This is a genomic window from Shewanella sp. Isolate13 (assembly GCF_022398325.1).
Taxonomy (GTDB): domain Bacteria; phylum Pseudomonadota; class Gammaproteobacteria; order Enterobacterales; family Shewanellaceae; genus Shewanella.
On record NZ_JAKEVD010000001.1, the window covers coordinates 99,582 to 113,732 of the forward strand.

Consider the following 14,151-nt stretch of genomic DNA (forward strand, 5'->3'; position numbering starts at 1 on the left):
TTTTTCTTTTCTTCGTGCTCTTCGTGTAGCGAGCAAAGTGAACGCTTAGTGGTTTATCGTTTTTTAATTAATCAGTCAGACTTTGGCTTATCTTAACGGCATTACTCCCCATCCTTTTTTGATACAGGCAACTCCATCAAATTCGCATTCCAAAGTAGTTGGGGTATAATCGCAGCCAATTAAAAGCCGACCTTGAATACACATGCTAACCAACGCTTCACAAGTCCTTCTCAGAAACAGTGATTTAGTCAAAGACCAATCAGTATTGGTGCTCAATTATGAAAGCGATCAGCTACCAAAAGCGTTGTTAGATACCGCCAGCAAAGTTTGCGGATTAGCATTAGACTACCATCACCATTTGATGATGCAGCCCTATTCCAGTGCAGATTTAACCCTCTACTTTGGTCATCAGCTGCCAACTGACGAGTGCTTTGATAGTGTCATCGTCTACTTCCCAAAAGCAAAGGCTCTAGCACCTTATCTGTTTAATCTCGCCGCTAAACACCTAAAGCCACAAGGGCAGCTCATAGTTGTCGGAGAAAATAAGGGTGGAATAAAATCCCTGCCTAAGCAGCTTCCTAGCTATTTTGATAAGCCGTTTAAAGCCGATAATGCCCGTCACTGCATCGTATTTACCAGCGAGCTGAATGCACCCGCTCCGACATTAAAACTGGCTGACTGGCTAAGCCGCTATCAACTCGATACCCCTCAGGGACAGGTGACCATCTGTAATTTAGTGGGCGTGTTTAGCGAGAAGAAGCTCGATGAAGGTACAGAGCTGTTACTGGCGAACCTACCAAAGATGTGTGGCAAAGTGCTCGACTTTGGCTGCGGGGCTGGTGTAATCACGGCCGCACTACTCAAGGCTCAGCCGGAACTTGAGTTCGATTGTGTCGATATCAATGCCATGGCGCTAGCCTCTTGCGAATTAACTTTAGAGGCAAACGGCTTTAAGGCCAATGTTTTTGCATCTGATGGCCTAGCACAAACCTCTCAACGCTACGATGGTATTATCTCTAACCCACCGTTCCATGATGGCCTTGCGAGCACTACCAACATTGCCACCAATTTCGTTAAAGACAGCGCCGCAAATTTAAAGCCGGGTGGAATATTTCATATTGTGGCTAATCGTCACCTGCCTTATTCCGACACCATTGCTGACAACTTTGGTAAGGTGAACGTGGCAGCCGAAAATAACAAATATAAGATCTATTCCAACATAAAATAACTCCCGCGAAACTCAACTCTAAGTCCAGGATTATCCCATCAATTCTGTGACTTAGAGCGTCGTCAACTCGCCCTTCAGTCACACTATTTATCATAGACACTTTTTAACCAGCCTTTTATATGGTTATACTCCCAGAGCTGTTTATTAAAAATAATAAAAAGAAACGGATGGGATTTTTATGTTGCGCCCAGAGCTCATTGAGTTTAGTCAAGATAATCAAAAAGCCGAATTAAGAATCGTCCCGAGTCTCAATGGGCCGATAACAGAAGATGCTCTGCTACAGCTTTTAGCGCTACCAGACTTCTCTTGTCTGTGCCCCTTGAAAGCCGTAATCTCCCAAGCCGTCATTCAAGTCAATCAGCTGCACCCAAAAGATGAAGGGAAAACAGAACTATTTTTTGAAATCGGCGAAAGACGTGATGCCGAAATAAGCTTCGATGTCTCCAGCGATAAAATGCAGGCAAGCATGACATTAACTGCGGCCTTCGGAGGCAAAAATTTAGGGCTTAGAGATGTACTGGAAAATCTTAAGCTACAACGCATTAGTATGGGGCTAAGCAAGGCCAAAATTGACGCATTACTTGCCAAATTCGCCACCCTTTTACCCGGTGAAAAGTGTCACAGCATCATAGCTAATGGTCGAGCCGCTGTGAACGGCACACCAGCCAAGCTAGAGCGAAAAGTATCCCTCGCTAGAGAACGCTTGCTACAACCTCAATCAAATAGCGATGGTACCGTCGATATGCGCAATCTAGGGGCTGTTATCATGGTCAAGCCCGGCAATCTTCTCATCGAGAAACATCCTGCCACCCTAGGCATTGATGGCTACAATGTCTATGGCGAAAAGTTGATTGCCAAGCCAGGTAAAGATGTTAAGTTCACCGCTGGCAACGGTACCGAGTTTAGCCCAGATGATCCTAACAAACTTATCGCTACCGTGGCTGGCCAACCCGTTGAAACGCCATCGGGAATGCAGGTCGATGATGTATTGCAGATAAAAAATGTCGATGTTGGCTATGGTCATGTCGACTTTAAAGGCAGCGTGTTGATCACTGGCGATGTGGGTGAAGGAATGGTGGTAAAAAGCCTGGGTGATATCACTGTTATGGGCTTTGTCGATTCAGCGACACTAGAGGCGAAAGGCGATATCACCGTCAGTAAAGGGGTCATTGGTCGCCAGCTAAAAGACTTAAGTTTGTCGACGAAGTTAACCGCTCAGGGTCAGATCAGCGCTCAGTTCGTGCAATATTCAGAGCTCAACGCAGCAGGCAATATCTTAGTCACCAAGCAACTGCTACATAGTCATACACAAACTCAACAGCAATTACTCGTTAGTGATGCCAGCGGCCGCCGTGGCGATCTCGTTGGCGGCAAAGCTGAGGCATGCAGAGGGATTAAGGCCGTTGCTATCGGCGCCACCGCCGACACTAAAACTGAACTTTTTTGCGCCATGGAGCTTGCAGAATTAAAACAACAGCTCAAGCAGCTGGATCAGAGCATTAAATCCATGGTCGTTGCAGGTCTAAATATCGAGGCACAGCTCAGGAAACTCCCGCCTAAAGAGCAGTGGCAAGGTGATGCTATGATGGTAGAGCAAGTAACCGTCATGCTGGAGGAAAAGCGCCGCACAACCCTAGCCCGCGCCCAAGAGGAAGCTGAGTTTGAAACATTGAAGATGGAGGTAGATGGCTACTATAAGCACTACCGGATCGATGCACTCAAGCATGTCTTCTCTAATGTTGAACTCCATATCGGGACGGCGTTTCAACGTACCCAGAGAGAGCATGGGCCGTGTCACATCCAAAATGAAAATAATGAGATCCACTTCGATTACAGCCAATAACCATTAATTCTGCTCTAACGGGGATAATTAGACCAGATTCAAGTGCTTCAGCCGTTCCTTAACGCTGTAAATCACGGCATAATTGAGCCATTTTTATTGTGTGAGTCATCTCGTGGAATTATTGAAAATCGACTGCCTAGGCAAGCCCTTACGCCTAGAAGGCTCTCTTGCTGGCTGGCAACAACTGTTTTGGGGCGATAACCTAGTCTCAGTGATCCAAGCTAGCCCCAACAACGAAGGGCTCAAAAGCCACACTTTTGAGTTGTCGACTCAAGATCCTGCACTTGTCACCGATGGCGAGCCTGTGCCGTTGCAGACAATCAAAATCACCCTTGAAACCGACCTACAGTGGCAACCCTTTATCATCGACTACCGTCTACTCCAAGACGATGAAGTAATTACAACGGGTCAACGCACGGCTAAAGATATTGAGCGGCAAACACCGACCACTCCCATCCCCGAGAAGCGACAATTCAGTGTCGTGGGTCTGGCATCGCTGGGCTTTAAGTTACTGAAAAGTGCTAAGGTGATTAAGGTGCTGCTCGCTGGTGCCAGTGTTGCCGCATACTCTTGGTTATTTTCATTCCAGTTTGCGCTGGCACTTATTGCCTGTTTAGTCTTCCATGAATATGGTCATATTCGTGCAATGAAATACTTTGGCATGAAAACCAAAGGCATCTATTTAATTCCGTTTATGGGCGGCCTAGCCTTAAGTGATGAGAAGATAAATACCCGCTGGCAAGATGTGGTGATCTCCATTATGGGCCCGACCTTTGGTTTACTGATGTCAATCGCATCGCTTGTGGCCTACTGGGTAACAGGAAATATTTTCTTTGCCGGTTTAGCCACCTTCAACGCGCTACTCAATCTGTTTAACCTACTACCTATTTTACCCCTAGATGGCGGCCATATTCTAAAGAGTATCAGCTTTTCGATGAACAGCATGATGGGATTAGTCGCCTGTATCCTTGGTGCTGCAGTGGGTGTGTATATCAGTTATTCGCTAGGGCTTGCTCTTCTGGGGTTCTTACTGCTTATAGGCAGTGCTGAGATAGTATTTGAGTGGAAAACTCGGCACCAGAGCCACCTATTGCCACTGGATCGCTATGGTCAGATTTTCTCTGCAGTCTGGTACTTCTTAACCGTTGGCGCCCTCATCGGCATTATCTGGTACTTTGCAGCCAGCGGTGATGAAATGCTAGCGCTACCGCTAGAAATTTTAAAAAGCTAACCAGCAAGCTTCGGCCGCAGAAAACCGGCTTTATGCCGGTTTTTTTATGCTTATCACTTTAAAGCTAGTTTAAGAGAGCGCTTTAGTTTGCGAAATTTTGCTCGCAATCATTAGGCTTAGGCAAGATATTAAATAAGAGCCAAACTTCAGGCATAAAAAAACCTGCTCGATGGCAGGTTGCTTTCTTGATAATGGTACCTGAGGACGGACTTGAACCGTCACTTCTTTCGAAATCGGATTTTGAATCCGACGTGTCTACCAATTCCACCACTCAGGCATTATCAATATTTCTCACTAAAATCTGCTCGACCTCAGTAAGTGAACGGAATTATACCTACCAGCAGATGAATGGCAAGTACTTTGAGCCAAGGTTTTTATCAAGTGGCCATTTTTCACGCTCAAGTAGGTTTATCCGTTTACTATCCGCGCAAAAGCCATCTATCGAACACCACACAAAATTAGCAAAACATGATCTACAGCATACTTGTTAACAAAAACAGCTCATTTCTTTAATAACAGAACCGACTTTTGACTGAGATCAAAAAGCATACTGAGAGTGCGGCGTATTGTTAACGGGAACTAAGAAAAAGAAAGAGGATTTCGCAAATGGCATTCTGGTTAGATTTGATGTTTGGCAACCCAATAGGATTGCTCTCGATGATAGTTATCTTTAGTACAATTGGCATCATCTCTTATCTGATGTGGATGTTCTATACCAAGTCTGCGGATCCCGAAAATTAGTTTTCGTCAATCTTTCTAATGCAGGGGGCTATTCGCCCCCCTTTTTTTGCTCAAAAACAGCCATAACCTAGGCTCGAAAACTCGAACAGAGTCTCTAGGCTGCATGTTTCCTCGGCGCAACAAGGTTATTGACGAAGTGCGGACGCGCCTTAATCAAGTTCTTCATATCTTCAGGGCTAGGCTCGCCAACAGGGAAACGTAATACCTGACGGTTTAAGTGGACCCGAGCACGCATGGAGATCTTAAAATCTGCCGTAGAACCTTGAATCGCATAATGCTTCTGATTGCCTAAGTGTTCCAAAATTCCTGCTTGTAGTAGGCTCTTCACTGCCGTCTCTTGCTCAGGTAGTGTCAAAATAGTTTGTCCCTGCAGGAAGAACTCTCTTAGCAAGGCTCGCTCCATAGGATCGAGTAACTTAACCTTCTCCTCGATCACCTCGACAGAACGCTTATCACTGAAGTAACTGATCGCCTCATCAAGGAAATAGTTTAGCAACAGCGTCAATAAATAAGCGGAGCCAATGATCAAGCCTAAACCAATAAAGTGAGCATGATTTTGTGACAACTCGGCCAGACTTAACGAAGCTAGCAGTGGTTGTGGAACGAAGAGTAGTGCCGCCGATGCAAGCGTCAGCCAAAGCATGGTTGTAAAAACCACCTTTTTAGGAGAAATCATTTTAAAGGAAGCCGTGTTAAAACCCACTTTTTGCATAATCATATCCAGTGTCAGAATTCTGTTTCTGGTATATTCAAAAGCAATAATAGTGCCAGCTTTTATAGTGATATAGGTTAATTTTGCGAGTTTAAGGCGATAGAAAATCAACAAATAACAAAAAGGCGTCCTATGGACGCCTCTACTTGTACCGAGCTGTTATTATGATTGCCAACTTAAGTTTAAGCTTTTACTTAGCGTTTGCCTTAGCCGCAAGCTTGGTCAACACCCTACTCGTCGCTACAAAACCGAAGGTGCCAGTCACCACTGTGACGGCTCCAAAACCTGAGGCACAATCCATTCTCATACTGCCTTCGGCCGTCGCCTTAGTACTGCATACCGTACCATCAGCTTGGGGGTAAACCAGCTGCTCAGTAGAGAACACCGCCTCGATTGAAAAACGGCGGGCTACATTCTTAGAAAAGTTATATTCGCGTCTTAGTTGATTACGCACTTTAGCTAACAATGGATCTTGGTATGTCTTAGCTAAGTCAGTAACCTGCACTTGAGTCGGATCCATCTGGCCGCCGGCGCCACCCACGGTAATAATGGGTAACTTTTGACGCTTACACCAGGCAATTAAGGCTGTCTTAGCCTTAACGGCATCGATACAGTCCACAACGTAATCTATGCTACCGCCCTGCTTTTTACCCTGAAAATACTCAGATAAGTTTTCAGGGGTGATGAAGTCTTCTACCTCATTCACGATACATTCAGGATTGATCAGCTTAAGGCGCTGCGCCATCACCTCGACCTTAGACTCACCAATGGTGTCTTTTAACGCATGAGCCTGCCTGTTGGTATTGGTCACACAAATATCGTCCAGATCGATAAGAGTGATCTGTCCGACACCACTTCTTGCCAAAGACTCAGCAACCCAAGTGCCGACACCACCGATCCCCACTACGACAACATGGGCCTGTGCAAAAAAGCTTAAAGCCTGTTGACCATATAAACGGCCGATACCTGCGAAGCGATTCAAGTAAGCGTCTGACAAGGTGTGATTATTCAAAATGATACTCAATGTAGAAAAAGTCTAGAAAATAGAAAACATAAATAGCTTGCTAATTTTATCTTAAATACAGGAAAAACTCTAAAAAAATAACCACAGCCAAAGATACACCTGTTACCAACTTAAGCAAAAGTAGAGCAAATAGACACCTGACATGTATCCGCTGTTAACCACAGCTTAAACCCTTGTTTAAAAAGGGTAAAGTGACATGATAGCTATCACAGAAAATACATTGAATTTGATTTAGATCACAAACAGAAAATCCTATTCCGTGCCAGAATCTCGCCCGACAAATACAGCTTCACTCTTGTTGGCCCGCGAATAGGGCTAACGAATATTGATAGCCTGCAAACTAAAATAGCAATTCGCTACAGGAAGATGAAAATGAAAAAAACTGTTCTGTCCGCCACGATTATTTCTGCACTAGCCGCCACCTCTTTTACAGCACTTGCTGATGGCCCAAATTTCTATGGTCGTGCTGATCTAGCCGTTACCAACTCTGACATGGGGATTGCTACTCAAAACCAAAAGTCAGGTACTATCATTGAGAACAACTTCTCATGGTTGGGTGTAAAAGGTACTGAAGCGATCAACAGCGATCTTGAAGTGGTTTACCAGATGGAGTTTGGTGTTAGCAACTTCGATAACTCTGGCAACACTTTCGCAGCACGTAACACCTTCCTAGGCCTTAAGTCTGCTACAGCAGGTACTATCCTAGTCGGTCGTAACGACACTGTATTTAAAGCGTCTGAAGGTGGTTTCGACCTTTTCGGTAACACTAACTCAGATATCGATCTATTAGCTGCAGGTCAAGCTCGTAGCGCCGATGGTTTCACTTACTACTCGCCAAAAATTGCCGATCTAGTGACATTAAATGCTACCTATTTAATGGATGACAACTACGATCAAGATACCACAGCAGACAACATGTACGCACTAAGCGCGACTGTTGGTGACAAGGGCTTAAAATCACAGAACTACTATGTTTCTGCTGCATATAACGATGGCATCGAAAATGTGAAAGCCTACCGCGGCGTGGCTCAAGTTAAGCTTGGCCAAGTTATCCTAGGTGGTTTCTACCAAAACAGTGAGCACGTAGACAGCAAGTACGCCAACCTTGAAGGTGACACTTACTTCGTAAACGCTGCATACGTTATGGGTAACCTAAAGCTTAAAGCTATGTACGGTAGCGACGACTCAGGTCTTGGCAAGTATGTTAGCCGCTATGTAGGTAGCGTAGACGGCGCCGCTCTAGAAACTGTTAGCGATGTGGATCTACAGCAGTTCAGCGTGGGTGCTGACTACCGTCTAAGCAAGAACACTCTAGTATACGGTCACTACACTAAGTACGATGGCGACATAAAACTAGCTGGTGCGACACAAGATTTAGGTGATGACATCTTCACTCTTGGTATGCGTTTCGACTTCTAATTTAAGCTGCTTTGCTGACGTAGTCGGCTTAGACAAATAAGAGAAGATCTTAAACGTAAAAAGGCAGCGTAAGCTGCCTTTTCTATTTATAGGACTTTTTCATTCAATGGGAAGTTAATAGCTTTAACCACAACAGTTTTAACAACAAAAACATAACATTTGAGCATTTCTAGGGCTTTTTCACTCCAACCCCACCACTGGTTAATTTTTCAGCAGAAAATAATACGGTAAAACAACCGCTTTCCGACTTCAATTTACACTAAAAAAGCTACAAATAATTTAAAGTCAGCCGTGATGGATACTCCTTTAGAGATACATTTAAGTGTTTATTTCCATAGAAGTTACCAAATAAACAACCAAACCTCCTCAAACGTCACAAAAAAGTAGCAATTACGTGCTTGACCCTTGAAAACATGATCTACTCCACAATTTCAAATCCATAAAACTGTAATATTTAGCCCCACAATTGTTATGGGCTAGGACGCGCGTAACAAAAACAAAAGTTTATGCAATAAACCATAAGAAACGAATAGGAACTTAGGTTCTGGGAGCAAATGAAATGAAAAAGACGCTAATCTCGGCATCAGTGGCATCAGTTTTAACCCTAGCTTCTTTCGGCGCGCTAGCCGATGGTCCTAGCTTTTACGGCCGTTTAGATCTAGCTGTAACTAACTCTGACACAGGTGCAACGACTCAAAACGGCAAAGAAGGTACCGTTTTCGAGAACAACTTCTCTCACGTGGGTGTTAAAGGCTCAGAAAGCCTAACTAACAACATCGACGTTGTTTACCAGATGGAATTTCAAGTAGAAAACACTACTAACTCTGGTGAGACTTTCAAAGCTCGTAACACTTTCCTAGGTCTTAAGTCTCAAGCAGGTACTGTACTTGTTGGTCGTAACGACACTGTATTCAAGCAGTCTGAAGGTGGCGTAGATCTATTCGGTAACACTAACGCCGATATCGACCGTCTAGTTGGTGGTCAAGCGCGTAAAGGCGATGGTATCTGGTACTACTCTCCAAAGATTGCTGATTTAGTAACGCTAAACGCGACTTACCTAATGGAAGACAACTACACTAACGAAGCTAACGAAACTTCTTACGAAGATCAGTACGCACTAAGTGCAACTATCGGTGACAAGAAGCTTAAGGCACAAAACTACTATGTAGCAGCTGCTTATAACACTATCGGTGGCATCGACGCATACCGTGGTGTTGCTCAAGTTAAGTTAGGTGACTTCAAAATCGGTGGTCTATTCCAAAACACTGAAAGCCAAACAACAGATCAAGAAGGTAACTCTTACTTCGTAAACGTTGCTTACAACCTAAACGGCGTTAACCTAAAGGCTGAGTACGGTAAAGATGAAGCTGGTTTCGGTAAGTACTACTCAAACATCACAGATGTAGACGGTTCTGATGTAAACGTTCAGTCAATCACAGTTGGTGCTGACTACAAGATCTCTAAATCAACTATGGTATATGGCCACTACGCTATGTACGAAGGCGACCACAAAGTAGGTACTGCTAAAGTTGATCTAGAAGACGATAACGTATTCACTGTTGGTGTACGTTACAACTTCTAATCGATTGAGTCTGTAGACTCTATAACGATTTCAAGTCATAAAAAAGCGACCTTAGGGTCGCTTTTTTTATCTAGCTAAAAACTGAGAAGACTCGAGGACGCTTCGTTATAAAAAAGGGACTAGATCCTAGGACGCTTCGCTGCGAGGACGGGCTACGCCCTGCTAGGAAGAGAAAAAGCAAAAACATTATCTTTGCTCTTTCTTAGCTTTTCCGCCTTTACCGTCTCAGCTTTTCCTTGCTTTACCCGGCTTTTACCATCTTTGCCTTTCCTAGTTCCTAGAACCTACTTTTCCTAGAACCTTCTTTTCAGCCTTTCCGCGTTAACTTATAAACCGACTCTGTCAGCCATGACACCTGCTTCTTCACGAACCTCGGATTGTCAGCAAGCACATCTTCACAGGCTAAACGCTCTATCTTAAAGTTTGCTGCTAAGTTGGCCTGTATCCAATCATCGGACACAGCAAAAGGCGGACCATTCAATTCAGCCTGGGGATAATCTAGGGTGATCAATAGACCAACACTGTTATCAGGGATCAAGTTAGCTAACTGATTGGCATAGGCTAAACGCATCTCTTCTGGCCAAGCAATTAATGCAGCACGGTCGTAAAACGCCGTTGTATTTAGCATCTCACTCGCGTCGAGACTAAAGATATCGCCCTGATAGATGCTCACCTGCTCGGTATGGAAACGTTGATGTTCGGCAGTGCGACTGACTTCAAAAGGCAGTGAATTTTCTCGATAAAACTGCTGTACGGCCAACTCGTTTAGCTCGCATCCAAGAATGTGATGACCCTGCTCGGCCAAGAAGCACATGTCTAACGATTTACCGCAAAGAGGAACAAAAACCTGAGCGTTAGTATCGAGTTCAAGTTGTGGCCAGTACTTAACAAGGAGGGGGTTAACTGCACTCAAATGAAAGCCAATCTGCTGGGCATCCCATTTTTCATGCCAAAAACTTGGCTGCATATTCAAGATCCATATCAAAGAAAACTAAGGTATGACCGAGCACTCGAATATCTGAGGAGGAACTAACTAGATCTGACTAGAATCGTGATGATTCAAGACTTGGTATACCGCTATAGCTATTACTCTATAGACAGAGTGAAACGGAAGCAAAAAAGAATACGCGCTATCTAGCGAACAATACCAAGTCAAAACCTAGGATTTTACGCCTTAAGTACTTGCTGAACTCGCTTTAACCATACACAGTTTTCGCATTCACATTGACGACGTGACAGATGATGTGGCGTTAAACTTGAATCGATAAAATCAACCGCAACCAGAAGTTGTTGCTTCAACTCTTCGGCTGACTTTCGCTCAACAGCAATCGTTTCATCGTTATGGTTCATCCAAGTACATTCCATGCCTTGATGGCAATTAATGCACTCCATATCGGTGTGATTGAAAAAACCTGCATGAGGGCAGTAATTCAACTCCATCGATTGCAGAATTCGACGCCTAGGGTACTCAAGTAGTTCAATTAACTGTGATTTGTCTAATCCTGACATAGCTACCTCTGTATTGATATGTAAGCTTTTTCCTTTGCCTATATCATTTATAGTCGTACTAACTAAAGATTACCTTTCTCTTATTCTGTTAGGTTTGATGTGTATCAATATCTAACCCGAAAATATTGGTTAGGTGTGACCTAGACTGGTTTTTTTAAAGCTGTTGCTTCTGCTTTAAATTGAATCAACTTGGACTTTATTACAGCTTGTTGATTTAATGGGTTAACAACAGAGGGAGCTCAATTGCAAACACCAGAACTTCAGCACTTTTATATCTCAGAAGAGCAGTCTATCTATCTACTGGGCGCTCAAGATGCTCGTAAGCATAGAGCCTGGATCCGCTTGTGTAAGCAGCAACTCGGCAAGCTCGGGTACCAAGAGCTCGAGCTAGTGGGCAAAGGCGCCTATGGGTTTGTGTTTGCAGGCATCAATAAGTTAGGTCAGGCCCACGTGTTTAAATTCTCTCGCCTCACCTTGCCACAACATATTCAAGACCGGCTTGAAGAGGAAGCCTTTATGCTATCTCAGGTCGTCCACCCCAATGTGCCGCCGGTGATTAAATTTGAGCATGTGGGTAAGCAGGGGATCTTAGTGATGGCCAGAGCACCGGGAGAAGATCTCGAGCAGCTTTGCCTTAGGGTCGGTGCGCTTCCCGTCGCCATGGTGATGAATATCGCTCGCCAGCTCGCCGCCATCTTGCAGTATTTACACAATGGTCGTCCGCTCATTCATGGTGATATCAAACCCTCCAATCTAGTTTACGACGTCAAGACCCAACACCTCTCCCTTATCGACTGGGGCTCGGCTGTTTTCGCCCAGCGAGACACCGAAGGCAATCCGGTCAATGGCAATGTGATGGATCTGATGTCTAGCGATCAGCAACAGACCAATGCGCGTATGGGCGATGTATATTTCATCGGTGAAGAGCAGCTCAATGGCGCGCTATCTAGCCCGAGGTTTGATGAGCAAGGCGTTGCGGCTACGCTTTACGCCCTCGCCTCAGGTCAGGCTAGTCGCTTTGGTAGTAAGGTGATCCCCCCGACCAGCATCGGCCTACCTATCGAACTGGCCCGAACCTTAGATGGCATGCTCAGCGACGACCCCGTGAGGCGTAAACATGCTGGCGACTACTTTTTAAAGAGCATGGCTCACAGCCATCGTATGCATCTGCCTGAGATTAATTCTGCAGCACTGACCGCCGAGATCCCTGTATGGATCTTACCGAGAGATAAAGAGGTCGAAACCGTGAGTTACAGCTCGCGTAAGGCATTCTTAAAAGAGCACAATGGTGACGATCCCATAGCCAAAATGGACGATCTGCAGCTAGAAAAGTATTACCGTAACTTTATGGCTGGCATGGGAGATACCGAGAAAGGCTTTATCGCCGCCGTGGGCCGCCTTAGTCAATATGCCATCGTTGGCGGACTGGCTATTCACTGGCGGGAAACCGGGGTGTTTATCGATTCAAACCTTGCTATCTATAAACCAGAGCAGAAGCAAGCGATCACCATAGCGGTGAATAACATGGTAACTCTAGCGCGAGGGATCCGCCGCATCGGGGTATTCAAAGCTTGCTTCTTCAACGCTCGCGACACCCTGCATATCGAGCGTGAAGACAGCTCAAAGCCTTTTGTTACTGCTCAGGATCAACAGCTGCCGTTTGAGGTGGGCAACGTGCCGTCACTGGAAGATAAGTCTCGACTGCACTCCTATTTTGAAGATGGCCGCGATCCAGAAGAGAACCTAGAACTGCCGAAGGAGATCATGACTGAACTCGGCTGGATAAACCAGATCCACCACACCGGCTGCATTATCTTTGAAGTGCTGCCAAACCATATGAAGATCCACAGCTATTTGCGTCTACTCAACCCAAGAAAACAGGCCGCATTCAGAGCGAGTCTGGATAGGATCTTAGCCCATGTGGATAAGATTCAAGGAAAGGGGGTGTCAGGGTTTATGAAACTGCCCTATAAGAACACCCGCAAATTTAATCATATTGAGCGCAAGGCAGACTATTTCTACCCCAAAAACCCTAAACAGACTTAGGCTTTTGGCTCTTTATCATCATGGACAGGCTTAGAGGCGTCATTCACTTGATGACTCTCGGGACGCTTATCGCTCGGGTCGGGCTTACGCTCAAAATCACCATCGAAGGTGTTACCTTGATCGAAAGGCGAGCTACCATTTTGTTCGAATGGGTTCTGTCCATGAGGGCCCATTCCTGGGCCAAACCCTGGACCGAAGCCAGATTGAAAACCACCGTTAGCCTGTACTTTTAGTTGCATACGCTTATAGAAGAACTTCGCCACCGGAATGCGAGTAAATGGAGTGAGTAACACTAGGCCGATAAAGTCAGTAACAAAGCCTGGGATCAAGAGTAATAGCCCTGCGACCGCTAACATCATACCTTCAACAATCTCTTGCCCAGGCGCCTCACCACGAGCCAGCTTCTGCTGCACCTGCATTAAGGTGCTGATCCCTTGGCTACGCACCAAAGATACGCCGACGACGGCGGTAAAAATCACTAACGCAACGGTCGTCCAACTGCCTAACACCTCACCCACACGGATCAGTACGGATAGCTCCATGACTGGAACTAACACAAATATTATTAACAAAATAAAAAACACACTGACCTCACATTTTTTGCTGGTGATGAAAACTAAATTGGGGCGGCCCGGTCTACTTTCAAGTCGTTGCCTGTTTGAGGCAGCTATTTAACAGTATAAATCCTAGTAAGAGCAGCAATTAGGTGAGTAATTGTAAGCAAAAACTACTGGCATCACTATTTTAGCCATGCCTTAATGCAAGCCTAAGTTAAAAGACGTAAAGTATCGATTAGCTTTTTGAAAGCCGTTCGCT

Annotated in this window: 12 protein-coding genes and 1 tRNA gene; 7 read left to right on the plus strand and 6 right to left on the minus strand. The window is 45.0% G+C overall.

Features of this window, described 5'->3' with window-relative positions; translation table 11 throughout:
• Positions 1–202: 202 nt before the first annotated feature.
• From L1D44_RS00410 to L1D44_RS00420, 3 genes are all read left to right on the plus strand, one after another.
• Positions 203–1,228: a class I SAM-dependent methyltransferase gene (locus tag L1D44_RS00410; protein WP_239888273.1), complete on the plus strand. Its 1,026-nt coding sequence runs from the start codon at positions 203–205 to the stop codon at positions 1,226–1,228.
• 178 nt (positions 1,229–1,406) lie between these two features.
• Positions 1,407–3,071 carry a FapA family protein gene (locus L1D44_RS00415; RefSeq protein WP_239888274.1) on the plus strand — a complete coding sequence of 555 codons (1,665 nt, stop codon included), beginning with the start codon at positions 1,407–1,409 and terminating at the stop codon, positions 3,069–3,071.
• 100 nt (positions 3,072–3,171) lie between these two features.
• Positions 3,172–4,302 (plus strand): site-2 protease family protein, encoded by a 1,131-nt coding sequence (locus tag L1D44_RS00420; RefSeq protein ID WP_239888275.1) that lies wholly within the window; start codon positions 3,172–3,174, stop codon positions 4,300–4,302.
• 192 nt (positions 4,303–4,494) lie between these two features.
• On the opposite strand, the gene L1D44_RS00425 is transcribed toward L1D44_RS00420, so the two are convergent.
• Positions 4,495–4,579: transfer RNA gene (locus L1D44_RS00425), tRNA-Leu, on the minus strand.
• Between the two features lie 329 nt (positions 4,580–4,908).
• Between L1D44_RS00425 and L1D44_RS00430 the strand changes: the two genes are divergently transcribed.
• Positions 4,909–5,043, plus strand: coding sequence for a DUF3149 domain-containing protein (locus L1D44_RS00430; protein WP_012153859.1), 135 nt, complete (start codon positions 4,909–4,911; stop codon positions 5,041–5,043).
• A 94-nt stretch (positions 5,044–5,137) separates the two neighbouring features.
• Here L1D44_RS00430 and L1D44_RS00435 read toward each other — a convergent pair whose 3' ends face one another.
• Both L1D44_RS00435 and tcdA read right to left on the minus strand, forming a co-directional pair.
• Positions 5,138–5,755, minus strand: coding sequence for a superinfection exclusion B family protein (locus L1D44_RS00435; protein ID WP_220769624.1), 618 nt, complete (start codon positions 5,753–5,755; stop codon positions 5,138–5,140).
• A 190-nt stretch (positions 5,756–5,945) separates the two neighbouring features.
• On the minus strand, positions 5,946–6,767 hold the full coding sequence (gene tcdA / locus L1D44_RS00440; protein WP_239888276.1) for a tRNA cyclic N6-threonylcarbamoyladenosine(37) synthase TcdA: 822 nt from the start codon (positions 6,765–6,767) through the stop codon (positions 5,946–5,948).
• A 384-nt stretch (positions 6,768–7,151) separates the two neighbouring features.
• Between tcdA and L1D44_RS00445 the strand changes: the two genes are divergently transcribed.
• Both L1D44_RS00445 and L1D44_RS00450 read left to right on the plus strand, forming a co-directional pair.
• On the plus strand, positions 7,152–8,198 hold the full coding sequence (locus L1D44_RS00445) for a porin (RefSeq protein ID WP_239888278.1): 1,047 nt from the start codon (positions 7,152–7,154) through the stop codon (positions 8,196–8,198).
• Between the two features lie 559 nt (positions 8,199–8,757).
• Positions 8,758–9,780 carry a porin gene (locus tag L1D44_RS00450; protein WP_239888279.1) on the plus strand — a complete coding sequence of 341 codons (1,023 nt, stop codon included), beginning with the start codon at positions 8,758–8,760 and terminating at the stop codon, positions 9,778–9,780.
• Positions 9,781–10,087: 307 nt separating this feature from the next.
• Here L1D44_RS00450 and L1D44_RS00455 read toward each other — a convergent pair whose 3' ends face one another.
• Both L1D44_RS00455 and L1D44_RS00460 read right to left on the minus strand, forming a co-directional pair.
• Complete coding sequence (locus L1D44_RS00455; protein WP_239888281.1) at positions 10,088–10,747, minus strand: thiopurine S-methyltransferase; 660 nt, start codon at positions 10,745–10,747, stop codon at positions 10,088–10,090.
• 200 nt (positions 10,748–10,947) lie between these two features.
• Positions 10,948–11,289, minus strand: coding sequence for a hypothetical protein (locus tag L1D44_RS00460; protein ID WP_239888283.1), 342 nt, complete (start codon positions 11,287–11,289; stop codon positions 10,948–10,950).
• A 243-nt stretch (positions 11,290–11,532) separates the two neighbouring features.
• On the opposite strand from L1D44_RS00460, the gene L1D44_RS00465 reads away from it, so the two are divergent.
• On the plus strand, positions 11,533–13,335 hold the full coding sequence (locus tag L1D44_RS00465) for a protein kinase (RefSeq protein ID WP_239888285.1): 1,803 nt from the start codon (positions 11,533–11,535) through the stop codon (positions 13,333–13,335).
• Here L1D44_RS00465 and L1D44_RS00470 read toward each other — a convergent pair.
• Complete coding sequence (locus L1D44_RS00470) at positions 13,332–13,919, minus strand: FxsA family protein (RefSeq protein WP_239888286.1); 588 nt, start codon at positions 13,917–13,919, stop codon at positions 13,332–13,334. The two genes, L1D44_RS00465 and L1D44_RS00470, sit on opposite strands and share 4 nt — an antisense overlap.
• Between the last annotated feature and the right edge of the window lie 232 nt (positions 13,920–14,151).